The sequence below is a fragment of the Actinomadura bangladeshensis genome, assembly GCF_004348335.1.
GTDB lineage: Bacteria > Actinomycetota > Actinomycetes > Streptosporangiales > Streptosporangiaceae > Spirillospora > Spirillospora bangladeshensis.
The window spans coordinates 1-23,410 of the sequence record NZ_SMJW01000125.1; the positions used below are offsets into that span (position 1 = coordinate 1).

At 72.7% G+C, this 23,410-nt stretch carries 16 protein-coding genes and 1 riboswitch; of the genes, 7 read left to right on the top strand and 9 right to left on the bottom strand.

The window, feature by feature from the left end:
- On the bottom strand, positions 1-974 hold a 974-nt coding region (locus tag E1284_RS23140; protein ID WP_131942227.1), incomplete at its 3' end, for a hypothetical protein.
- A 753-nt stretch (positions 975-1,727) separates the two neighbouring features.
- Between E1284_RS23140 and E1284_RS23145 the strand changes: the two genes are divergently transcribed.
- The 6 genes from E1284_RS23145 to E1284_RS23170 all read left to right on the top strand — a co-directional run bounded on the left by E1284_RS23145 (position 1,728) and on the right by E1284_RS23170 (position 9,617).
- Positions 1,728-2,144 (top strand): DUF4282 domain-containing protein, encoded by a 417-nt coding sequence (locus E1284_RS23145; protein ID WP_131942228.1) that lies wholly within the window; start codon positions 1,728-1,730, stop codon positions 2,142-2,144.
- Positions 2,145-2,156: 12 nt separating this feature from the next.
- On the top strand, positions 2,157-4,502 hold the full coding sequence (locus E1284_RS23150) for a serine/threonine-protein kinase (protein WP_131942229.1): 2,346 nt from the start codon (positions 2,157-2,159) through the stop codon (positions 4,500-4,502).
- Positions 4,499-5,641, top strand: a complete 1,143-nt coding sequence (locus E1284_RS23155; protein WP_131942230.1) for a response regulator receiver protein — start codon at positions 4,499-4,501, stop codon at positions 5,639-5,641. Before E1284_RS23150 ends, E1284_RS23155 begins: the two co-directional genes overlap by 4 nt.
- 81 nt (positions 5,642-5,722) lie before the next feature.
- The gene (locus E1284_RS23160; RefSeq protein WP_131942231.1) at positions 5,723-7,624 is read left to right on the top strand and encodes an AAA family ATPase; all 1,902 of its coding nucleotides are present in this window, start codon (positions 5,723-5,725) and stop codon (positions 7,622-7,624) included.
- A complete protein-coding gene (locus E1284_RS23165) occupies positions 7,621-8,346 on the top strand; it encodes a 4Fe-4S single cluster domain-containing protein (RefSeq protein ID WP_131942232.1) in 726 nt (241 codons plus the stop codon). Before E1284_RS23160 ends, E1284_RS23165 begins: the two co-directional genes overlap by 4 nt.
- Entirely contained in the window at positions 8,334-9,617 is a 1,284-nt protein-coding gene (locus E1284_RS23170) for an FHA domain-containing protein (protein WP_131942233.1), read from the top strand. The genes E1284_RS23165 and E1284_RS23170 overlap by 13 nt, the downstream gene beginning before the upstream one ends.
- 77 nt (positions 9,618-9,694) lie before the next feature.
- On the opposite strand, the gene typA is transcribed toward E1284_RS23170, so the two are convergent.
- Positions 9,695-11,548: a translational GTPase TypA gene (gene typA, locus E1284_RS23175; protein ID WP_131942234.1), complete on the bottom strand. Its 1,854-nt coding sequence runs from the start codon at positions 11,546-11,548 to the stop codon at positions 9,695-9,697.
- A 202-nt stretch (positions 11,549-11,750) separates the two neighbouring features.
- Positions 11,751-11,899: riboswitch (cyclic di-AMP (ydaO/yuaA leader) on the top strand.
- A 7-nt stretch (positions 11,900-11,906) separates the two neighbouring features.
- Between typA and E1284_RS23180 the strand changes: the two genes are divergently transcribed.
- The gene (locus E1284_RS23180; protein ID WP_131942235.1) at positions 11,907-12,926 is read left to right on the top strand and encodes a C40 family peptidase; all 1,020 of its coding nucleotides are present in this window, start codon (positions 11,907-11,909) and stop codon (positions 12,924-12,926) included.
- A gap of 377 nt (positions 12,927-13,303) precedes the next feature.
- Here E1284_RS23180 and E1284_RS23185 read toward each other — a convergent pair whose 3' ends face one another.
- From E1284_RS23185 to E1284_RS23215, 7 genes are all read right to left on the bottom strand, one after another.
- Positions 13,304-13,693: a (deoxy)nucleoside triphosphate pyrophosphohydrolase gene (locus E1284_RS23185; RefSeq protein WP_131942236.1), complete on the bottom strand. Its 390-nt coding sequence runs from the start codon at positions 13,691-13,693 to the stop codon at positions 13,304-13,306.
- A gap of 5 nt (positions 13,694-13,698) precedes the next feature.
- Positions 13,699-14,463 (bottom strand): Mut7-C RNAse domain-containing protein, encoded by a 765-nt coding sequence (locus E1284_RS23190; RefSeq protein ID WP_131942242.1) that lies wholly within the window; start codon positions 14,461-14,463, stop codon positions 13,699-13,701.
- A 66-nt stretch (positions 14,464-14,529) separates the two neighbouring features.
- Positions 14,530-15,591 (bottom strand): C40 family peptidase, encoded by a 1,062-nt coding sequence (locus E1284_RS23195; RefSeq protein WP_131942237.1) that lies wholly within the window; start codon positions 15,589-15,591, stop codon positions 14,530-14,532.
- A complete protein-coding gene (locus E1284_RS23200) occupies positions 15,588-16,229 on the bottom strand; it encodes a hypothetical protein (RefSeq protein WP_131942238.1) in 642 nt (213 codons plus the stop codon). Before E1284_RS23200 ends, E1284_RS23195 begins: the two co-directional genes overlap by 4 nt.
- Entirely contained in the window at positions 16,226-18,700 is a 2,475-nt protein-coding gene (locus E1284_RS23205; protein WP_131942239.1) for a type IV secretion system protein, read from the bottom strand. Before E1284_RS23205 ends, E1284_RS23200 begins: the two co-directional genes overlap by 4 nt.
- A complete protein-coding gene (locus E1284_RS23210) occupies positions 18,697-21,186 on the bottom strand; it encodes an ATP-binding protein (RefSeq protein ID WP_131942240.1) in 2,490 nt (829 codons plus the stop codon). The genes E1284_RS23205 and E1284_RS23210 overlap by 4 nt, the downstream gene beginning before the upstream one ends.
- A gap of 214 nt (positions 21,187-21,400) precedes the next feature.
- Entirely contained in the window at positions 21,401-22,552 is a 1,152-nt protein-coding gene (locus E1284_RS23215; protein ID WP_131942241.1) for a MinD/ParA family ATP-binding protein, read from the bottom strand.
- Between the last annotated feature and the right edge of the window lie 858 nt (positions 22,553-23,410).

Sequence of the window (23,410 nt, forward strand, 5' to 3'; positions counted from 1 at the left end):
GCGGAAGCGGGAGCGGGAGGCCGTTGCGGAGGTCGCGTCGCCGAGGTGGCGCGCGGTAACGGCGGCTCGGCGGGAGCCCGGCCGAATTCCGCGGGCGGTTCCGGCCGCGGCGGCCGGGCGCCTTCCGCGGGCCGAGTCCGCTCGGCGGGCCTGTCCGCCGGGGGCCGCATCGCCCCGCAAAAGGGGCAGATCTCCGCCGCCGTCGACTCCCCGCACCACGGGCAGGGTCGGTACGGGACGGCCGACAGCACCCAGGACAGTGCGTGCGGGTTCCCGCTGAAGGCGACGAACTCGGTGTACTTCCTGACCCCCCAGAACTCCGCGCTCAGCGGCTGGACGGCGATGGGCGTCACCGACACCGCTCCCAGCGCCGGAGCGAGCGACTGCTGGATCCAGGTGAGTTCGCCGCCCTGCTGCGCGACGAGCATCAGGACCGGGGGCCCGGGGCGGCGGGCGAACTCCTGCACGGGCCGGGCGGAGGTGATGCGGTGGATGTCGCCGACGGGGCTCGCCAGGACCGAGAACGCGCCGCCGGGAAGGTAGGACGAGACGTGCGCTCCCAGGCCGGTCTTCACGTGATCGAGGTGCGCGACGCTGGTGAGCCGGGCGCCGGCGCAGACCTCCGCGGCGAGGTAGGGGGCGAGGCCCGCCACCACGCCGGGCGCGGCGGTCGCCGCGACGTGGGCCAGCTGGTCGGCGACCAGTGACAGGGCCACAGGCGGCAGGTCCAGCGGGACGCAGGCGACCCGGTCGGTCTGGACGACTCCGCGCAGCAGGCGCAGCAACCGGACGGCCGGGTCCGCCTTCCACGACGGGTAGAGCACCACCACCGCCCCGTGCGTCCGCAGGGCCCGGATCACCTGGTCGACGAACAGGGGAGCCGCGTCCGCGGACGGTGTGGTCACCCTGATGGCGCCGACCTGCCGGAGAACACCGGTGGCCGGGAGATCCCCCACGAGCATGACGGCGGTCACGAGAGCCCCGGCCGGCCCTGATGCATCACCACTGGTCCTCCTGTTCCCCGTCCCGCCCGAGCGGGCGCCGGCGTCGCCGGCGGCCCGTGGAGGACTGATGGCGATCAGTGCCCGTCCACGGCCCCCGAGCGACCCGCAATCCCGGTAAACCCCACTTCAACCGATGGAAGCAATGATGTTAGACGTGTCCTGGTCAGAATGGTTCCCAATCGGTTGGCAAAATCTGCGGCAAATCTCCAACATCCCCCTTGACCAGCAGATATATACGTCGTCGGAGTGGCACTAAAGGGCATCTGGATGCGGAGAGCGACATCGCGTGACGAGGCGTGTGCACACACGTTCCAGCGCGGCGCCCACCCGTGGCAATAAAGGAATCCGCGCTGTTTCAGCGGTCGTTACATGCTCCGCCGCGGCCGCGTGCGGCCCGCAATTGGGCCCCCGGGCCCTGGACGAATCGTTGATCATGCGCTAATGCGTCACGGCCTTCCGGGAACCGGAAGGCGGGGAAATGGCCCCGCAGTTTCCCGAGCGGACGGCGCGGCGGTGGCGCCGCGTCCCGGGCCGGGTCCGCCCGCCCGCGATGGCGCGGCGGACCTGCCGGTGCGGTGACAGGTTGTGCGCGGCGGGCCGCCGGACCGGGTGCGGGTCGGGTGCAGGCTCTAGAGTCTGGGTGTAGGCCCCACACTGGAGACGACGGCGATGACGAATCCTTCGGACCCCGGTCACCCACCGCGCCCGCAGGCGCCCGATCCGATGGGAGGACCGTACGGGGCGCCGCCCGGTCCGCAGCCGAACGTCCCCGGGCCTCGTCCGCCGGGACCCGGCGCGCCCGGCACGGGACAGCAGCCGTGGGCGCCCGCCGAACCCGCCGGCAAGGGTCTGCTGGCGGCCCTGCTGGATACCGACTTCAACGCCCTCGTGACCCCGAAGCTCGCGAAGACGGTCTACATCCTGTCGCTGATGCTGATCACCCTGGAGTGCCTGGGCGTCCTCCTGTTCGGTCTCTGGACGCTCGTTTCGACCCGGTTCTGGCTCGGTGGCCTCATCCTCATCGTCGCGACTCCGCTGATCTGGCTCGTCCAGATGCTGCTGGTCCGCATCTTCATGGAGGCCGTGGTGGTGCGGTTCAAGCAGGCGGAGTATCTGCGGGTCATCAAGGACAAGAGCTAGACGGGGCTGCTGGTGGGCGAGTTCGACGGCACGCCGCCGCGGGAGACCCGGCGGGACGCCGGGGCGACGCGGCGCGACGGTGCGCGGGTGCCCGGGCCCCGGGCGGCCTCGCAGACGGCGCGGGACGGGGCGGCGGGCGGCGCCGATCCGCTGATGCGGCTGCCGGCGGCGCTCGCCGAGCGGTACGCGACGGTCGCCGAGTTGCCGGTGCAGGGCGCCGAGTCGGACCTGCTGCTGGTGCGGGACGCGGCCGGCGGCGAGTACGTGGTGAAGATCTTCCGCCGCGGCTACCGCGCCGACCGGGACGTGTGGGCGAAGCTTCCCGCGCTCGACTCGCCGAACGTCCTGCGCATCCTGGAGACCGGGCACGCGGACGGGCGCGACTACGAGGTCACCCCGTACGTGCCGGACGGCAACCTGCGGGCGCTGATGCAGGAGGGGCCGCTCGGCGACGAGGCGGCCGGCGAGGTCGCGGCGCAGCTCGCGGCGGGGCTGACCGCGCTGCACCGGGCCGGGATCGTCCACCGGGACCTCAAGCCGGAGAACGTGCTGGTGATGGCGGTCACGCCGCTGCGGCTGGCGATCGCCGACTTCGGGCTGAGCAAGGTGCTCGACCAGAGCGTGGTGTTCGCGTCGTCGTCGCGGACGCTGGCGTACGCGGCGCCGGAGTCGCTGTCGGGCCAGGTGTCGCCGGCGCGCGACTGGTGGTCGCTCGGCATGATCGTCCGTGAGCTGGCGACGGGGCGGGCGCCGTTCCAGGGGCTGAGCGAGACCGTGGTCGTCGACCATCTGGCGACACGCGCGGTCAGCGCCGACGATGTCGCCGCCCCGAGGCTGCGGATGCTGTGCCGCGGGCTGCTCACCCGTGATCCGCGCAAGAGGTGGACGGGCGAGCAGGTCCGGGAATGGCTGGACGGAGGCTCGCCCCCGGTCGCGGAGGAGAGCGCACAAGCCGAAGCGGGTAATGGCCTCCCATTCAAGGGCCGCCGCTATGCGCGAAGGGACGAGTTGGCGCGCGCGCTCGTCGAGAACTGGGATCACGCCGCGCAGTACTTCTTCGGACGCGGCGAGTCGGGCGAGGCATGGCGGAGCCTGCGCGAATGGCTCGCGGACGTCCCGGACGACAGCCGGATAGGACTCATCGACGGCTACCTCATGACGAGGCTGCCGCCGGACGTGAAGCTGCTGCATCTGGTCCGCTGGCTCGATCCGGCGCTTCCCCCGCATTTCCTCGGCCGCCGCGTCAGCGCCGACGACCTGCCGGGGCTCGCCGCGCTGGCCGCTGATCACCGGCACCCCGACCATCGCACCGCCGTCCTCATCGGGCGGGCGTTGTGGGAGCACCACCTGCTGCCCGTACTCGCCGGTTTCGAGGGCGCCGAGGAACTGGCCCGCATCGATGACCGCTGGCGTGCCCATGTGGCGGCCTGGGACGACCTCGTCCGCTGGCTGCGCGAGCAGGACGCCATGCCGCCGGGGGTCGCGCGGCGGCTGCCGGACGCCGGGGCCGAGGAGCCGCCCGCGGTGCTGCTGGCGCTGCTCGCGCTGGCGGCGCGTCCGGCGGAGGCGCACCGGCTGATCGAGGAGGGTGCGGCTCGGGCGCGCGAGGCCGTGCCGGACGCGGTGCCGTGGTTCGCCTGGATGGCGGACGGGGCGGGCGACGATCCGCTGCGGCTCCTCGCGGTGACGCGCGCCGCGCCGGAGGCCGTCGCGGAGAGCGAATCGCGGGCCCGCGACCGGTACGCCGCCGAGCAGCGCGACGAGGCGTTGAAGGCCCAGTGGGCGGAGCGGGAACGGCAGCGGCTCGCCGGGCGCGGCCCCGCCACGGTCCGGGCCGTCCTGTGGACGCTGCCGGTGCTGTTCTTCTGGCTCGCCGGCAGCTGGGTCGTCGGATCGCTGTTCGGAGGCGGCGACGACAAGGGGACCGCGTCCGTCGGCCTGCATAGCTCCGCGTCGGGTCTCTCGTTCGGTGCGCTGGCCGCCGTGTCGGTGCTCGCATGGGCGGTGCAGTGCGGCAGTGAGGTGCTGCTCGCGCGCGCGCAGGGCAAGGACTATCTCCCCTACGGCCCGTGGTCGATGCTCTCGGGGGTTCTGAACGCGAGCGGCCGCGGGTTCTCGAAGGCGTCCCAGACGATGTCGGGCGCCGCGCAGCGGACGGGGCGGCGCGGCTGCGGCCTCATGCTGCTCGCCGTGACGGTCCCGCTGCTGCTCCTCCTGCTCCTGCTCGCGGCGCTGACGTCCATCGCGAGCGTGCTGTGGGTCCTCGTCCTCATCGCCGCCTCCGCCGCGCACGCCGCCGCGGCGGGTGTGCGGCTGCATCGCTGGCGGCAGGCGCGCACGATCGGAGGCACTTCGTGAGCAGCGGGATCGACGCGGACATCGCGCTGGACGCGGCGGTCGTCCTCAGCCTCGGCATGAACCGGGTGCTCGGGCGCGGTGCCGGGCTGGCCGGCCGGGGCGCGCAGGCCCTCGCGGCGCTCGCCGCCGGGCGGGCCGAGGCGCGGGCGGCGGCGCTCGCCGAGGTCGAGTCGCAGGAGCGCGCCCTGCGCGAGGTCGTGGACCGCAACGCGCGCATCGCGGCGCTCGCCGAGACCCGCGCGAAGCTCGGCGCGGAGGTCGCGCTGCCCGAGCAGTGGACGCCGGGCGAGCAGGCCCCCGAGGAGCAGACCGCCGAGGAACTGACCGCCTGGTGCGCGGCCGCCGACCGGGCCCTGGACGAGGCCGAGCGGCGGCTGTCCGAGCACCTCGCCTCCCAGGTCAGCACGCAGATCTTCGGCGTCCCCACCGAGGGCCTCACGGCGGACACGGCGGCTCGGAGTACTCCACCGCCCACCGGCGACGACGTCCGGCGGAACCTGGAGAGGATCATGACGCGGCTGCTGCCGGACGCGGCGGACGCCGAGCGGCGGGCCGTGGCGGAGGCGGCCGGGCTGCTCGCGGGCGCCGGGACGCCGGAGGAGGCCGAGGGCGTCCTGCAGGAGGTGCGGCTGCGGATCCAGTCCGCCAACCGCCGCACCGAGGACCGGCGGGCGCAGGAGCGGCGGCGGGCGCAGGAGCGCGACGCCGCCGAGCAGGCCGAGGCCGAGCGCCGGTACGTCCTCGGCTCGATCACGGCCGCGTTCGAGGACATGGGGTACGAGGTCCACGCCGGGTTCGAGACGCTGACGGCCGAGGACGGCACGGTGACGCTGACGAAGGGCGCCTGGCCCGACCACAGCGTCCGGATGCGGGTGGACGACGCCGCGCACGTCCGCGCGTCGATGGTGCGCGAGCGGCCCGCCGAGAGCGAGGACGACCGGCGGGTGGACGTCGAGCGGGAGCGGGAGTGGTGCGAGGCGTTCGAGGCCGCGCGGGCGCGCCTGGCGGACGCGGGGATCCGCTCGGACGTGGCCTGGCGGCTGGAGCCCGGGGTGCGTGAGCTGCCGGTCTCCGCGCGGCCACGGCAGACTAGGGGGCGTGCCGGGCAACGCGAACGGCACCGCGAGCGTCATAACTGAGATGCCGGGGGGCGTCGGAATGGAGTGGGTCGCACCAAATGAGCGGAGCGGACCAGATCCTTCCTCCATGGGGGAGCACAGATGAGCATTGATTCGCCGACCCTCGGGGGGCGGCTGCAGGGCTGGCCGCCGTTCGTCCGGGAGCTGGACGCGACCCTCTCCGTGCACTCCCAGTACGTCCTGTCGGGGAACCTGTACGACAGCTTCCTCACGCCGCCGGCGGAGGGCGGGGCGCCCACGGGGCTGCTGCCGCTGCGCGCCCTGCTGTGGGAGGCGCTGCGCACCAGCGGCGCGTCGTTCATGGCGGTGTACGACCCAGTGGACGGCCTGCAGGTCATGCCGGGGGACGACGACTCGATGCAGGCCGCCGAGCGCCTGCTCGGAAAGATCAAGCCGGACGAGAAGCCGTCTCTGGAGGGCCTGACCCGCCTGCTGGCCGCGGTGGCCCGGCCGAAGGAGGACGTCCGCGCCGCCTTCGTGGTCGACTCCGCGTCGCGGATCGCCCGCACCCCGACCGACCTGGAGCCGGCCGAGCGCGACTTCTTCCGGTTCTGCGCGAAGCTGTCGCGCACCGCCCGGCCCGTCCGGGTGACGGGGGCGCGGCCGAAGCCGCTCTACAACCCCGACCTGTGGCTGGTGGAGCGCCCCGGCGACCTGCCGCCGTGGCTGACGGCCGACAACGAGAACATCCGCGAGATCACGATCCCGCGCCCGCACCTCGGCGACCGGCAGGAGACGGCGCGGCTGCTGGCCCGCGCGTTCGGGGTCACCGACGTCGGCGGCGACGAGGCCGCCGCCGCGGCGTGCGACGCGTTCGCCGAGCAGGCCGACGGCCTCACCCTGCAGTCGATGATCGAGGTGACCCGGCTGGCGAAGGAGCGGGGCGTCGGCCTCACCGACCTGCCGGACGCCGTCCGCACCTACAAGCTCGGCGTGCTCGACAACCCGTGGAGCCGCGGCCATCTGCGCCGCCGGGTGCTGGAGGGCGAGAAGCGCGTCCCCGAGCGGGTGATCGGGCAGCCGCAGGCCGTCACCAAGACCCTGGACATACTGAAGCGGGCGGTGCTCGGCCTGTCCGGCGCGCAGGCGACCCGGTCCGGCAGCCGGCCGCGCGGCGTGCTGTTCTTCGCGGGCCCGACCGGCACCGGCAAGACCGAGCTGGCCAAGGCGATCACCGAGCTGGTGTTCGGCGACGAGTCGGCCTACCTGCGCTTCGACATGAGCGAGTTCTCCGGCGAGGGGTCCGGCGACCGGCTGATCGGGTCGCCGCCCGGCTACGTCGGGCACGAGGCGGGCGGCGAGCTGACCAACGCCGTCCGCGAGGACCCGTTCCGGGTGATCCTCTTCGACGAGATCGAGAAGGCGCACCCGCGGATCTTGGACAAGTTCCTGCAGATCCTGGAGGACGGCCGGCTCACCGACGGGCGCGGCAACACCGTCCACTTCTCCGAGTCCATCCTGATCTTCACGTCCAACCTCGGGATGTACGTCCCGGGCCGCGATCTCACGGCGCGGGACGCGTCCCCGTACTCGGCGCCCGACCGTGTGCAGAACATCACACCCGGGATGTCGTACGACGAGGTCGAGCAGCGGATCAAGGGCGCGGTCGCCGACCACTTCACCGAGGTCCTCAACCGGCCGGAGCTGCTCAACCGGTTCGGCGACAACATCGTCGTGTTCGACTTCATCTCCGCCGAGGCCGCGCACAAGATCTTCGACTTGCAGTTCGCGAACATCTGCCGCCGGGTCACCGAGGAGCACCGGCTCTCCCTCGCGGTGAAGGGCGACGCGCTGACGACGCTGCGCGCGTGGTGCACGGAGGAGCTCGACAAGGGCGGCCGCGGCATCGGCATGGCGCTGGAGTCCCACTTCGTCAACCCGCTGGCGCGCGCGCTGTTCGACCGCGAGCTCGTCCCGGACGAGAAGGTCACCGTGACGGGCATCCGGCGCGAGGGAAGCATCGTCCATCTGGATCTCCAGTGACCGGCCCGGGCCCGGCCCTGCTGCTCGCCAAGGCGCACTACCCCGTGACCACTCTCGGCCCCGGGACGCGCGCCGGCATCTGGACGCAGGGCTGCACGCTGCACTGCCCCGGCTGCCTGTCCAGGGACACCTGGGACCCCGACCCGCGCCGCGCGGTGCCCGTCGCGACCGTTTTAGGATGGCTCGCGTCCCTGCCCGGACCGGTGGACGGAGTGACCATTTCCGGTGGTGAGCCGTTCGAGCAGCCGGCCGCGCTGGCGGCCCTGCTGCGCGGAGTCCGAGCGTGGCGGGACGAACCCGGCCGTGAGACGATTGAGTTGGACATATTGGTTTACAGCGGATATGCCTACTCGCGGCTCTCCCGCAGCGGTGAGACGCGCGAGATCCTGGACATGTGCGACGCCGTGATCACGGGGCCGTACGTCGACCGGTTGAATCCCGGGGGGCGACACTCGGGGGACGGCTCCCTACTCTGGAGGGGGTCGGCCAACCAGCGTGTCGTGCCGCTGTCCCCGCTGGGGCGCGAGCGGTACGGGGCAGTGGCCGGTGTCGGCGAGACTGGAGAAGGAACAGGGCCCCGAGTACAGGTGTCCGTGGACGAAGGGCCGGAGGGAAGGCGGGTGTACTACATCGGGATCCCGCGAAGGGGTGACATGGAGCACCTGACGTCGAGTCTCGACCGCGCCGGCGTGCGCTCGGGGGATGTGTCATGGCGACCTTGAACTGTCCTGTCTGCGGCGAGCCGCACCAGCAGGGCGACCTGCTCTGCATGAACTGCGGGGCCAACCTGGCGCGCGGCGGTGGCGGCGCCCACCGGCAGGGGCCGGGCGGGTACGACGACCAGCAGCCGCCGCGGATGCCCCCGCCGCCGGGGCCGGGCGGCCAGTACGGCGGCCAGCAGGACCAGTACGGCGGCCAGCAGTACGGCCAGCCGCAGCAGCCCCACGACCCGTACGGGCAGCAGGCCCCGCAGCACCAGCAGCCGGGCCCGCCCGGCCAGCAGCAGGACCCGTGGGGCGCGCCGCAGCAGCAGCCGGACGCCTGGGGGTCGCCCATGCCCCCGCAGGGGCAGGACCAGCACGGCCAGCCGGGGCAGTACGGCCAGCCCCCGCACGGCTCACCCCAGCACGGCTCCCCCCAGCACGGGGGCCAGCCGCCGGTGCAGCAGCATCAGCAGCAGCCCGCGGACCAGTGGGGGCCGCCCCAGCCGCCGCAGGACCAGTGGGGCGCACCGCCGCAGCGGGAGCAGCAGTACCAGCCGCCGCAGGACCAGTACGGCGCACCCCCGCAGGACCAGTACGGGTCCCCGCAGCAGGACCAGTACGGGTCTCCGCAGCAGGACCAGTACGGCGCACCGCAGGACCAGTACGGCGCACCCCGCGACCAGTACGGCGCACCGCAGCCCCCGGCCGACCACCAGTTCGGCCAGCCGCCCCAGTACGGGCAGCCGCAGCACGGTCCGCCCCAGCACGGCGGCGGCCAGCACGGCGCACCCCAGCACGGGGGGCAGCCGCCGCTGCCGCCGCACGGCCGCGAGGCGACGCTGCTGCCGCCCGACCACGGCCAGGGCCAGCGTCCCGCCCCCGACAGCACGGCGTTCATGTGCCCGTACTGCGAGGCGGTGCTGAGCAACCCGGGCGCGGCGCAGTGCGACTCCTGCCTGCGTCCACTGCCCAAGCAGGGCACGCCCGTCCTGCGTGTGCAGTTCCCGACCGGTGAGCTGAAGGTCTCCGTCGGCCAGCACCTCGTGCTCGGCCGGGACGCGGGCCAGTCGCCGGTGGCCGCCACGTTCACGCAGTACGACAACGTATCGCGGCGCCACTCGACGGTCTGGCTCGACCCGTCCGGGACGGCCTGGGTGCGGGACGAGGGCTCCACCAACGGGACGTTCGTCAACGGCGAGCGGCTCCCCCGCGGCGTCGAGGCGCCCCTCCGCGACGGCGACCAACTCCGGCTGGCCGCCGACGTGACCGGGACCGTCCAGCTGAAGTGACAGGCGCGTAAGAAGGCGGCCCCGCGGTTCCCATCGGAACCGCGGGGCCGCCTCATTTCCGCACGGCGGCGAGGCCGCTACCCGGCGCGCTTGGTGCGGGCGCGCATGCGCTCGCGCTCCTTGGCGTCCAGCACGACCTTGCGGATGCGGACGTTCGCCGGCGTCACCTCGACGCACTCGTCCTCGCGGCAGAACTCCAGCGCCTCCTCCAGCGACAGGATGCGCGGCGGGGTGAGCCGCTCCAGTTCGTCGCCGGTGGACGACCGCATGTTCGTGAGCTTCTTCTCCTTGGTGATGTTGACGTCCATGTCGTCGGCGCGGGAGTTCTCCCCGACGATCATGCCCTCGTACACCTCGGTGGTCGGCCCGACGAAGAACGTGCCGCGCTCCTGCAGGTTCGTGATCGCGTACGCGGTGGCGGCACCTTGCCGGTCGGCGACCAGCGAGCCGGACGGCCGGGTGCGCAGCTCGCCGAACCAGGGCTCGTAGGCCTCGAAGACGTGGTGCGCCATGCCGGTGCCGCGCGTCTCGGTCATGAACTCGGTGCGGAACCCGATCAGGCCGCGGGCCGGGACGAGGAACTCCATCCGGACCCAGCCGGTGCCGTGGTTCGTCATGTGCTCCATGCGGCCCTTGCGGACCGCCATCAGCTGCGTGACGGCGCCGAGGTGCTCCTCGGGGATGTCGATGGTGAGCCGCTCGACCGGCTCGTGCTTCTTGCCGTCGATGGTCTTCGCGACGACCTGCGGCTTGCCGACGGTCAGCTCGTAGCCCTCGCGGCGCATGTTCTCGACGAGGATCGCGAGGGCCAGCTCGCCGCGGCCCTGCACCTCCCAGGCGTCCGGGCGCTCGGTCGGCAGCACCTTGATCGACACGTTGCCGACCAGCTCCCGGTCGATGCGGTCCTTGACCATGCGGGCGGTGACCTTGGTGCCCTTCTCGCGGCCGGCCATCGGCCCGGTGTTGGTGCCGATCGTCATCGAGATCGCGGGCTCGTCCACCGTGATCAGCGGCAGCGGGCGCGGGTCGTCGGGGTCGGCGATGGTGTCGCCGATCATGATGTCCGGGATGCCGGCGATCGCGATGATGTCGCCCGGGCCCGCGTCGTCGGCGGGCTTGCGGGTGAGCGCGTCCGTCATCAGCAGCTCGGTGATCTTCACCTTCTCGATGCTGCCGTCGTGCCGGCACCAGGCGACCTGCTGGCCCTTCTTGATCGTCCCGGCGTGCACCCGGCACAGCGCGATCCGGCCGAGGTAGCTGGAGGCGTCCAGGTTCGTCACGTGCGCCTGCAGCGGCGCGTCCGGGTCGTAGGACGGCGCCGGGATCGTGTCGGTGATGACCGTGAACAGCGGCTCCAGATCGGCCGAGTTCGGCATCTCCCCGTCGGCGGGCTTGTCGAGCGAGGCCCGACCGGCCCGGCCCGACGCGTACACGATCGGGAAGTCGATCTGGTCCTCGTCGGCGTCGAGGTCCATGAACAGCTCGTACGTCTCGTCCACGACCTCGTCGATGCGCGCGTCGGGACGGTCGGTCTTGTTCACGACCAGGATCACCGGCAGCCGCGCGGCGAGCGCCTTGCGCAGCACGAAGCGGGTCTGCGGCAGCGGGCCCTCGCTGGCGTCCACGAGCAGGACGACGCCGTCCACCATGGACAGCCCGCGCTCGACCTCGCCGCCGAAGTCGGCGTGGCCGGGCGTGTCGATGATGTTGATCGTCATCCCGTTGTGCCGGACGGCCGTGTTCTTCGCGAGAATCGTGATGCCCTTCTCGCGCTCGAGGTCGTTGGAGTCCATGACCCGGTCGTCGACGTCCTGGTTCTCGCGGAAGGCCCCGGACTGCCAGAGCATGGCGTCGACCAGCGTCGTCTTTCCGTGGTCGACGTGGGCGACGATCGCGACGTTCCGGAGGTCGTCGCGCGTGGAGATGGGCATGCGGGTTACCTTGCGTGAGATTTCAGGGAGACGCTGCGGAACGACGGCAGCACTCCATTCTACGCGCCGCCGCGTACCACCCATCCCGAGCGCGTCCGCCCCGCCTGTCACAGCGGTTCACAGGGGCCCCGATTCGCATACTTTGCCGATCCTTTGTAATCTGCCCGAGATCCGGTCGTCCGAAGTCCCACCCCCCGGGGCTGCGTCCGGAACGCCGAATCTCCCGCCCGGCGGGAGAACCGGGGACCCATCTCCCTGGGGTGAATCGGCGCCCGCCGCGGGCGCGCGCCGTAGGGCGACTCCTGGCCCGAACCCGTCAGCTAACCCGGTAGGCGCGCGAGGAGAGGAGAACACCGGCTTGGCACCGGACCCCCACCGGCGGCGCCGCGTCGCGCCCGCCGCCACCGCGGCCACCATGCTCCTGATCGGCCTCGGCGCCACCGCGCCCGTCGCCGCGCACGCCGCTGGACCGTTCCGGCTCGCCGCGGCCGCGACCGCGCCGACCCCCACCCCCACCACGGAGCAGGGCCTGCGCAAGAGCCTCGACGCGTTGAACGAAGAGGCCGAGATCCTCACCGAGAAGTTCAACAAGGCGCGGGTCGACTGGAAGGCGGCGCGGAAGGCCGAGCAGGACGCCACCAAGAAGGCGGAGACGCTGCGCGCCCAGGCCGCCCCCGCCCGCGAGCAGCTCGGGCGGATGGCCGCCGCCACCTACATGGCCGGCGCCCCCGACGCGATCTTCGGTGCCGACGGCTCCCCCGAGGGGCTGTCCGAACGCGCCTACCTGACCCAGAACCAGGCCACCGCCGTCCAGGCGCTGAAGAAGCAGATCGACCAGGCCGAGGCCGCGCAGCGCACCGCCGAGGCCAAGACCGCGCAGGTCCAGAAGGCCTGGGAGGACGCCAAGAAGGCGCGCGCGGACGCCAAGGCCAAGGTCACCGAGGTGATGAAGCGCCTCGACAAGCTGACCACCACGAGTGCCCGCGACCCCCGCACCGGCCTCAGCGCGAAGATCAAGGGCTCCGGCCTGCCCGCCAAGATGGCCCGCAAGGCCTACGGCAAGATCGGCTCCCCGTACGTGTGGGCCGCCGCCGGCCCGAGCAGCTTCGACTGCTCCGGCCTCGTCGTCTGGGCCTACGCCCAGGTCGGCAAGCCCGGCCTCCCGCACTACACCGGCGACCTGTACCAGCTCGGCACCAAGGTCTCCCGCGGCGAGCTCCGCTCCGGCGACCTGGTCTACTTCGGCAGCAACCTCCACCACATGGGCATCTACCTCAGCGACGGCAAGTACCTGCACGCCCCGCAGACCGGTGACGTGGTGAAGATCTCCAAGCTCTCCGACCGCTCCGACTACGCGGGCGCCAACCGCATCTCCTGACCGGCCCGCCCACGCGGCCCCACAGTCGTCGGGGGCTTCCTGCGGCGCGGCAGGAAGCCCCTGGCGTTTTTATTGGTATTTTTCTCCTCCTTCGGGCCTGGCGGCCCTCCATCGTCGAAAAACACGGTGCGATCGCTGCATCGCATCCGACTCGCCTAGCGGCTCGCTGCGCGATCAGGTTCTCGCTCCGCTCGAACCTGCCTTCGGTCGCGATCGCGACGCCCAAGGCCGCTGCGTGGTTGCGGCGGTGGCCGATGTCCCTGAGACGGTTTCCCCCGGCTCCCAGATGACGAGCCTCTCATGGGCCGGGGGTCAGTCTGAGGTCGCTGCGCGATTGCGGTGGGGGCCGGTGTGGTGGGGTCGGGGTTCCTCGGCTTTTAGATGTTGAGGCCCTCTTGGGCGAGGGTGTCTATTACCGGACGGTCGCCTGGGAGCCAGTCGACGTCGTACAGCTCGTGCGGGGCCAGCCAGCGTAGGGCCAGGTGTTCCAGGGGTCGGGGGTCTCCCTCGGTGATCTCGGCGGTCCAGATGCGGAGGACCGCCTTGTCGCTCAGGCGCCAGTCGGCGCCGATGCGGCGGCGCAGGCGGACCTTGATCGCCAGTTCCTCGTGGCACTCGCGGACCAGGGCGTCCTCGTCCGACTCGCCCGGGTCGACCTTTCCGCCCGGCAGCTCCCAGCCGCCCGCCATGTGCGGCGGCTCGGCGCGCTGCGCGCTCAGCAATCGTCCGTCCGCGATGATCGCCGCACCCACGACCACGAGCTCGATCGCGATCAGCCCCTCTCCGTCACGGCGGCCCGCGGGCCGCCACTGCCGCGTGCGGCGTCGACCAGCCGCACCGCGTCCTGGACGATCTCCTCCAGGTGGCCGCCGTGCGCGCCGCGCCAGTAGACCTGCCCGCAGTCGGCGCAGCGGCCGTAGACGTCGTAGCTGCGGCGCGTTCCCGCCTCCAGGCCGCCCTCGACCTCGCTCTTGTCAACCGGGACGAGCTCGCCGTTGCAGGCCGTGCAGCGCGTCCACGGGTGCAGGACGGGCGCGAACCGGTCGAGGAGGTCGCGGAGCTGGTCGTCCGGCCGGGAGCCGCGGACGTAGGCGCCGAACCACAGCGCGCGGCGGCGCAGGAGGCCGCGGTCCTGGGTGAGCAGGACGCGGCGCTCCGCGTTGGCCTGGACGACGAGCGCCGGGTCGTCCATGTCGTTGTGGTAGGCCGTGTCGAGGCCGAGGAGGCGCATGCGCCGCGCGAGCGTGCCGAGGTGGACGTCCAGCAGGAAGCGCGGCGCGTCCTGGCCCGGGTCGAGCGGGACGGGCTGGGGACGCGGCACCGCCGCCACGTCGGCCTCGTCGCCCGGCTCCGGGCGGACGGACGGCTCGACGCGCTCGCCGCCGATCGTCATCGGGCCCGCCTCGGGCAGCGGCACGCCGAGCGACTCCACGAGATGCCCGAGCGTCGACGTCCCGTCGCACTGCACCCGGTTCGCGGTCTCCCGCCGGGTCGCGGGCAGGAACACCAGCAGCTCGTCGGCGACGCGGATCGTCATCTCGGACTCCACGCCGATCAGCATGCCACGCCCCACCGACGTTCCCCGACGCATTGACGCGGCGGGTCAGGGGCGGCGGGCGGCGAGTTCGCCGACCTTCTTCCTGAAGTCGGGGCGCGCGAGCGGGCGGGTCACGCCGACCCAGTCCGACCGCTTGTAGGTCTTCACGCCGATCGCGGGCACGCACGTCGAGCAGCTCGCCACGATCATTTTGCCCTTGCCGATGACCATCCCGACATGGCCGGGGTTGTCCGAGGACGTCCCCGGGCCGGAGTTGAAGAACACCAGGTCGCCGGGCTGCTCCTTGCCCTTGGCGATCTTCACGCCGAACGGCCACTGCTGGAACGTGGTGCGCGGGAGGTTCAGGCCCACCTGCCGGTAGGCGGCCTGGATGAGGCTGGAGCAGTCCCACGCGTCCGGGCCGTTCGCGCCGAACACGTACGGCTTGCCGCGCTGCGCCATGGCGAACTGGATGATCTGCTCGACGAGGTCGCCGATGTCCGCGGGGAGCTCGTTGTCCTCGCAGTTGACGCCGTTCGCCTGGACGACCTTGAACTCGCCGCCGGCGTAGCGCTTCGCCCAGTCGAGGACGAGGTCGACGTAGTCGGACGAGTGGTTGTACTGGAAGATCGCCGTCTTCATCCGCTGCGGGGCGCCGTTGTGCTTGAGGTAGGCGGCCGCCGACGGGATCGCGTCGGCCGGGTCGTAGCGGTCCTTCTTGCCGTCCTTGTTGCCGTCGACGCCGAACGCCTTGAACGTCGCGGCGAGGAACTGCATCGGCCCGCCGGCGCCCGCGTAGTTCTCCCCGCTGCTGACGCCAGCGAGCGTGGACCGGCCGTGGTCGGTCTCGACCTTGCCGATGCCGGCCAGCACGTTCCACGGGATGCCGTACTTCTTACCCGCCTCCTCGTAGAGCTTCAGGTAGTTCGCGGGGACGGCCTTCGCGTCGTTCGCCGCGGCGGGCTGGGCGTCGGCGCCGGCGACGTCCACGCAGTTCCCGCCGCCGCCGATGCCGCCGCCGAACATGAACTGGCTCGCGCCGAACAGGATCGGGACGAACACCAGCGCGACGAACAGCGTCGCGGCGGCGCCGAGGCCGCCGGCGAACAGCAAGCGGCGCGGGCTCATCCGGTGTCACCCGCCTGACCGGCGTCCGCGGGCGCGAACGAGTACACCTTCAGCGAGCCGCCGTCGCGCGCGACGGTCACGGCGTACTGCTTGCTCTCGGTGCTGTCCTTGCCGCCCTTGGTGAGCTGCCGGCGGCCCGTCACCAGGAAGATGATCGAGTTGTTCTCGATGGTGCGCACCTGGTCGATGGACGCCGATCCCTGCGCGACGACCTGCTCGCGGCGGCGCTCCTCCACCAGGCCGGGCGTGGCCGCGTCCTGGCCGAGCTGCTGGGTCAGGTCGTCGGTGGCCAGGCCGGACAGGCGGCCCATGTAGGTCTCGGGGGTCTCGTCGTAGCGGTACGTCCCGTACGCGGCGACGAACCGCTGTGCCATGTCCGCCGCCGTGGCGAACTCCTGACGGGAGAACGGCAGCAGCCGGTAGATGTCGAAGTCGCCCGGGTTCACGGCGTTCTGGATACCGGGCGGGGGGGACTGCGGGCCGGGCGGGCCCGCCGTGGGCGATGCGCTCGGCATCGCCTCCCCGCCGCCGTCACCGCCGTGGTCTGGCGAGGCGACGGTCAGGTAGACGCCGACGACGGCGAGCACCACCACGAGCCCCGCGAACAGCAGCTTGCGCCGCCGGTCGTTCAGGTTCACCGGTCGTCCCCGTCCGGCTCACCGGACGGACGGTCGACCGGGCGCAGCCAGAACGGGATCGGCGGCCCCTCCTCGGAGCCGCGTCGGCCCCACAGCGGCGGGGGCTGTCGCCGCCCGCCCGGGCCCTGCGCGGGCGGGTTCCCGTTCCCGTTGGACGAGCCGCCGCCGGAACCGCCGCGCTGCCTCGGGACGTTCGCCGCGGGCGACCCGCCGCCGGACCCGCCGGAGCCTCCACCCGAGCCGCCCGAACCTCCGCCCGAACCGCCGCTCGAGCCGCCGCCGGAACGGCCTCGGCCGCGTTCCACCGAGCCGCCCGAGCGCCCGGCGCCGCCGAACCAGCCGCCGCCACCGCCGGAACCGCCGCCGTTGCCGCCACCGGAGCCGCCCGAGCCGCCGCCACCGCTGACGCCGCCGCCGTTGCCGCCGCGTCCCGACCAGGTGGTCGGCCGGACGGTGCCCGTTCCCGGACCCGTGCCGGACGACGGCTTCCCGCCGCCCGCCGCGGCCCCGGCGCCGGCACCGCCGCCGCCCTTGGCCGCCGAGACGCCGCCCGGCCGGTCGGCCGCGGCCGTCCCGCCGTCCGTGCGCCGGTCGCTGAGCGCGCCCGCCCGGGTCGGCAGGTTGAGCGGCGGCGCGCCGCGCCTGGTCCGTCCCTGCGAAGCGGCCACGGCACCGCCCGCGCCGCGCGGCTTCGCCGCCAGCACCGGCGCCTCCTCCGGCGACGGACCCTCGCCCGCCCCGGCGACCGCGCGCCGGTCCGCGACGGCGACCGCGGTGCCGGGCGCGACATCGCCCTGCGCCGCGGGCGCCACGCCCTCGGACGTGGCCTCGCGCTTCGCCCACCGGGCCAGCCGGTAACCGGCGGCGCCCGGCACGACTGCGCCCGCGACCCCGGTGGTGCTCCGGCGCGCCTCCGCGACCGACTTGTTGAGCTGCGCCTCGCTCTTCTCCCGCGACCCGACCGCCGAGTAGCCGACGGCGGAGAACAGGTGCTGGAACGGCTTGCGGTAGATGAACGCCGCGAACGTCACGAGGGCGATGAGCAGGACCTGCAGGCCCCACGGCAGCGTCTCACCGAGGATGAGGCTGTACGCCCACAGCAGCAGCGACAGCACACCGATCAGCGCCGCCTGTTTGAGCAGCATCGACAGCAGCAGTTCCAGCCATCGGATGGCGATGACCCGTCCGATGCCCGGATGTATCCCGATCCCGAGGAAGATCGGCCCCGCGACGAGCAGCAGCAGGAACGCGATCTTCACGACGATCAGCGCGATCGCGATGACCATGATGAGCAGCCCGGCGACCAGCGCCGCGAACAGCCCGCCGAACGCGACCGCGAGCCGGTTCTGCCAGTTCTTGCCCTGGTACAGGGCGTACGTCTGCGGGTAGTTGTCCTTGATGTTCTTGGTGACGTCCTTGTAGGCGTCGGCCTTCTTGCCGAGGTCGACCTTGTTTCCGCCGTAGGTCTCCGGTAGATCGACCGCCTGCGACCACAGCAGCTTGTCGGCGTTCTCCTTGACGATCTTGGCGTTGGGGTCGGTCGTGCCGAACTCGCCCTGCAGCCACGGCTTGCAGACCAGCGCCACCCACAGCCCGTTGGCGTTGCGGGTCGTCGCGTCCAGGTTCTGCGAGGTCGCCGGATCGGGCTTGCCGTCCGGCCTCGGTATGCACGTCCCGCCCTTGGTATCGCTCTGCGGCAGTGCCGCGTTGAACGCGGCGCTGGTCGCCTCCGACGTCTTCGTCCCGAGTGTGGTGAAGTCGGCGGGACGGGCGACCAGCCAGATGAGCGCCACCATCGCGGCGACCATCCAGATGACGCCCTCGGTGACCTTGCTCGCCCGCTTGCGGACCAGCCCCCACCAGGCGAGCCACATCGCGCCGAGGATGACCACCCACGACCAGTAGCGCGCGTTGAACGTCTTGCCGATGTTGCTGATGACGCCGTCGACGGTGTCCTTGAGCCAGCCGAGCAGCGAGTCGGACGCGGCGGCCTGGTAGACGCTGATCGTCGTCCGGTCGACCGCCCGGACGATGGTGAACGTGGTGTTGGCGAGGGCGTTGCCCATCAGCGCCATCGCGTCCGAGCAGCCGAGGTCGACCGCGTACCACGTCTGCCCGGCCATGCCGTACCGGTCGTAGTACGTCAACTGCTCGACCTTGGTCTTCTGCAGTTTCTCGTTCGGGTAGTCGGGCGGCTTGATGAGCCCGTCCGTACCCGACCCGTACTGCTCGGGTGCCGGATTGTCCGCGGGACGGCACGCGTCGTTGGGCGACGGGAAAATCGGGTTCGCGCCCGCCATCGGCGACAGCCCGACCATGAACAGCGCCATGAGGAACAGCACCACCGCGGAGCGGCGGGTGCGCGGCCGGCGGCGCCGGCGGCGGCCGGGGCGGTCCAGGACCGCGCGGTCGAGCCCTTCGCCGGGCGAGCGCTGCAGGCGCGCGTTCGTCCGGTCGCGGGGACCCCTCATCGACTGACCTCCTCGACCTCGGCCCCCGCCACGGTGAGTTCGGACGCGCCCGGACGGGACCGGGTCGGGTTGGTGTCCAGCCAACGCTGCAGTTCCTCGGAGATCAGGTCGACGCCGATACGCCCCGCTCGGCCGTCGAGGTCACGGAAGATGCATTCGCCGTTGCCGAGGTTGCGCAGCACGGCCTTGTGCTCGTCGGACGCCTCGACGCCGAGCAGCGACATGACGTTGCCGACCTCGACCCGTTCGGTGGAACGGAACGAGAACACCGACGACAGGCAGTTCGTCACCTGTTCGTTCAGCAGGTCCCCCGCGTTCTGGGAGACCAAGATCAAGGCGGTGTTCCGGGATCGTCCCATGCGGGACACCTCCGGCACCAGCTTCGCGCCCTCGGGTGTCGAGGTGATCGCCCACGCCTCGTCCAGGAAGATCGCCTTCGGCACCCGGCGGTCGAGGCCGTGCATGAGCCGCCGCGCGAACTGCGACACCAGGTACATCAGCGCCACCGACAGCCGCTGCTCGTAGGAGTAGTCCTCCCGCGAGATCGTGACGTCGGGCAGGGTGAGGCCGCCGAGCGTGAACACGGTCGTCCAGCCCTGCGTGTCGATGCGCTCCCCACCGGACGGGTCGAAGCACAGCCGCGCGAGCCGCATCTCCGACATGGAGCGCAGCACCGCGCCGAGGTTCTTGGACGCCGGGTCCTCCGACGCCTCCAGATGGTCGACGACCCGGCCGAGCGACGGCCGCTCCGCGTTGGCGACCGCGCCGACCGCCTGGATCATCGCGGACTCGCGCTCCTCCGACATCCGCGGCAGCAGCAGCCGCAGCGTCTCGGTCGCCATCGTCTTCATCGTGGCGAGGTCGTCGCCGAACGAGAACGGGTCGAGCAGGCCCGGCGCCGCCGACCCGAGCGGCAGGATCCGCGCCTTCCTCCCCCGCGCCTTCAGCAGTTCGACGAGCGACTCCGCGTCGCCCTTGGGGTCGATCGCCGCGATCGTCACGCCGCGCAGCGCCATCTGGTAGATCAGCAGCAGCGCCAGCGTGGTCTTGCCGCCGCCCGGCTCCCCGGTGATCGCCACCGCGGTCGGACGGTTGCGGGCCGCGGCGACCAGCGGGTCGAAGTGCACGATGGACCGGGCCCGGCCGAGCGTCTCGCCGATGTAGGGGCCGATCCAGCCCTCCTGGTCGTCGTCCGGACGGTCGCCGAGGTCGACGGTCGCGATGGGCATGCCGCCCGCGATCGTCCGCAGCGGCTGCCGCTGCGCGTAGGCGTTGAGCCGGATCTGGTCGCCGGGCAGCGACTCCAGGAACAGCGAGAACTGGTCGCCGGTCGAGTTGACGACGTCGATGCCGATGTCGCGGTAGTGCTCCACGACCGCGTCCACCCGCCGGGCGAGCAGCTCCTCGGTCGGCGCGGACACGATCAGCCGGTGCCACCCGTACACGAACGGCAGCCGCTCCTTGGTGATGCCGTGCTCCAGCATCCGGGCGGCGTCGATCTGCTCGGCGAGCGCGATCGGCGCCTCCGCGCCCGCCTCCCGGATGTGCTGGTCCATGTCGCGGGCGTGCGCGAGCTTCCGCGAGACGTCCTTGGACGCCTTCGCCGGCGGGATCAGCTTCATCCGCGCGCTGATCTCCACCGGGAACGGGAGCGCGTCGGAGTAGTGGAACCAGGGCTCGCCGTCCGGGAACGGCATCATGTCCGGGAACCGGGCGAACGACAGGTACGCGACATACGACTCGGCTGTGGCGCCGCCGCCCGCGCCCGTGAAGTTGGGCTGCTCGATCCGCAGGTAGGAGCGCCCGTTGTGGATGGCGCCCTCGACGAGCGATTCGATCTCGCCCTTGCCCCACGTCCGGCGCGCGACGGCGGACGGCGGCGGATCGGCCAGCGACCCCGTCACCGCGTGCTGGAACAGCCACGCGACCTCGGTCGAGGTGGCGTGCCGGGCGTACAGCGCGGACCCGCCGAGCGCGCGCCCGACCCGTTCGGCCTGCTCGGTCCAGCGCGCGATCTCCTTCTTGTCGATCGCGTCGTCGTGGACACCGAGCACGTTCTCGCTGCGCTTGTAGAAGCCCATCAGCTGCGACAGCACGCCGCCCGAGAGGTGCGCGCCCATGCCGCGCGGCCCGAGCCGGACCCCGAGGTAGACCTCCTTGGTCCAGAAGTCCTTCGCCCAGACGTGCGCGTAGGTCTCCTCCAGGTACTCCCGCCATCCGGCGCCGCCGTCGGACGTCCGGTCGAGGGCGAGCGCCCATTCCGCGGCCGGGTACGTCCGGTGCGCGATCCGCAGGTGGACCTCGGCGTCCTGCATCCGGATGCCCGCGAGCGCGATCGTGATGTTGGTGGCGAGCGCCTCGCGCTCCTCCCCGGTGGTGAACTCGTACGACACCGTCGGCAGGCGGAAGTACGCCCAGGCGGCGTTGTCGGTGAACAGCACCCGGTCGTCGAAGTACCGGACGGCCAGCCGGCTGGACTTGCTCATGCCGCCCTCCCGCCGCCGGTTCCGACCCGTGCGCGCCGCCCGTCCCGGGCGTGCGCCCGGGGCGGGGAAGCGCTCATCGATTCTCCCGTCGCACGGGCGGCCGCGCAGGGCTGCCCGGGAGAGTCTTTGCGGTCCGGACGGTCATGAACGTCAGGCGCGTCCGCCAGGGACGCCGCGTCCGCTGCGGTCTCCGCTCGATGCCCGCGAGGGGCGCTCATCGGGTGGCCTCCTGCTCCTGCTGAAGCTCCTGGTAACGCTCGGGCATGACGGTGAAGCCGCCGGCGACCACACCGGCGAGGGCGAGATAGGCGCGCCGCGTCGGCGTCCGCAGCGATTTCAGTTCGTTGCGCGGCGCCCGGTCCATGCTCAGGTGATCGTCCCACGGGATGCGGACGAGGGCCCGGCACCGCCCGCGCGCCACGGCCTCGGCCTGCTCGACGTCGTCCATGCTGCGGCGGCTCACCCCGTTGATGACGGTCACCGCGCGGGACCGCAGCTCCTCGTAGCCGTGCCCGTCCAGCCACTCGAAGGTCATGGCAACGGCACGCGGCGCGTCCGCGCTGGCCGGCGCGACCAGCACGATCTGATCGGCGTACGGCAGCACCCGGGCGACGACCGCGGCGGCCGCGTCCAGGAGCGTCACCGAGTAGAACTTGTCGATGGTCCGGATGGCCAGCGCGTAGTCCCGGTCGTCGAGCGCCTGCAGCGGGTTCTTGCCCGCCGCGATGACGTCGAGCCCCGACTTGGCCTGCGAGGTGTACCGCCTCATGGCCGTGAGACTGCCGACCTGGTCGGCCCGCGTGATGAGCCCGGTGAGCGTCTCGTTGGTGTCACTGCGCGTCCGGCGCGCCAGCGCACCCGGCCCGGGATTCACGTCGATCGCGACGACGGGCTCGCCGTTATGTTGCGCGAACGTGTGTCCCAGCATCAACGCGGTGACGGTCTGCCCGGCACCCCCGGTGCACCCGAGCACGACCACATGACGCGTTCCATGGAACGGCTGCTGCAGCCGCTGCTGGTACTCGGCGTCGACCTCGCCGTGCCCGCCCCCGACCGCGTGGATGAGCCGCCGCAGCCCACCGGTCGTGACCTCGTGCTCGGGCCCCGGCGGCGTGATCGCGGGCCCGGACGGCGGCGGCGCGGGCGGCGGCGGCAGCGGCCGCGGCCGGACGGGCGACGCCGGCTGCGACCGGACCTCCCGAGGCGGCGCCTGCTCCTCCACGGGCGGCGCGGGCGCGGGCACCGGCGGCGGGGCCCCCTCGCCCGCCGGCCGCACCGGCCTGGACAACCCTTCCGACCAGGGCTTGGGCGGCTCCCGCCGCGGCGCCGGCGGCTGCGCCCCGAACGCCCCGGGCACCATCGGCACGTCCGGCCGCGTGGCGGGCGGCGGCGCCCACGGCGGCGGCACCGGCGGCCCGGCGACCCGCCGGTCCCCGGGCTCTCCGGAAGCCGCTCCCCGAACACGCTCCCGCTCCCCAGCCGCCACCTCACCCCGCGCACCAGACGAGTCACCAGGCGTCTGCGGGGCGGCCGGCTGCGCCGGAGCCGCCGGACGCGGACCGCTCGCGTGCCCCGCCCCGGTCTCCGCACCCCGAGAACCCGAAGCACGACCGGCAACGCGAACATCAGCCGGATCGCCCGGGCTCTGCTCGGCAGGCGACGCCGGACGCCGGCCGCTCACCTGCTGCGACTGACCCTCCGCAGGCTCAGAATCCCGACCGGCCACCTGCTCATCGGACGGATCACCCGTCGGAACGCGCGGCTCCCGGAGCCCCTCCCGCTCTGGCACGGCGCCCGCAGGACGCTCGGCACTCGCGGCGGGCACGCGACCGGACGCCTCGTCAGAGCCGGGCACGGACGCTCCGTCCGCCACGCGCGGCGCGGATGGGCGGTCGGGGGTCCCTGCGCCCATCTGTTGTCGCTGGTCCGACGCGATCTCTGGATGGCGGGAGGACGCGGCGCTACCGGCAGCGCGGACGTCGGACGAGTCACCCGACGTCCGTGCGGCGGGCGGGTGTGCCGGAGGATGAGCGCTCGTCTGCTGCGGCCGATCCGGCATGGTCTCCGCAGCCCGAGAAGCCGGGGCGCTACCGGCAACGCGGACGTCGGACGGGCTGCCGGAAGTCTGCGCGGTCGGCGGCTGCGCGCTCGCCTGTTGTGGCTGGTTCGACTCGGTCTCCGTGTTGCGGGAGGGCGCGGCGCCGTCGGTGGCGCGGAGGGCGGG

Excerpts from the sequence above, each read along its gene's own strand:
- E1284_RS23210 (WP_131942240.1), bottom strand. The coding sequence starts at position 21,186 with ATGAGCAAGTCCAGCCGGCTGGCCGTCCGGTACTTCGACGACCGGGTG.
- typA (WP_131942234.1), bottom strand. The coding sequence starts at position 11,548 with ATGCCCATCTCCACGCGCGACGACCTCCGGAACGTCGCGATCGTCGCC.
- E1284_RS23145 (WP_131942228.1), top strand. The coding sequence starts at position 1,728 with ATGGGAGGACCGTACGGGGCGCCGCCCGGTCCGCAGCCGAACGTCCCC.
- E1284_RS23160 (WP_131942231.1), top strand. The coding sequence starts at position 5,723 with ATGAGCATTGATTCGCCGACCCTCGGGGGGCGGCTGCAGGGCTGGCCG.
- E1284_RS23190 (WP_131942242.1), bottom strand. The coding sequence starts at position 14,463 with ATGACGATCCGCGTCGCCGACGAGCTGCTGGTGTTCCTGCCCGCGACC.
- E1284_RS23195 (WP_131942237.1), bottom strand. The coding sequence starts at position 15,591 with ATGAGCCCGCGCCGCTTGCTGTTCGCCGGCGGCCTCGGCGCCGCCGCG.
- E1284_RS23205 (WP_131942239.1), bottom strand. The coding sequence starts at position 18,700 with ATGAGGGGTCCCCGCGACCGGACGAACGCGCGCCTGCAGCGCTCGCCC.
- E1284_RS23170 (WP_131942233.1), top strand. The coding sequence starts at position 8,334 with ATGGCGACCTTGAACTGTCCTGTCTGCGGCGAGCCGCACCAGCAGGGC.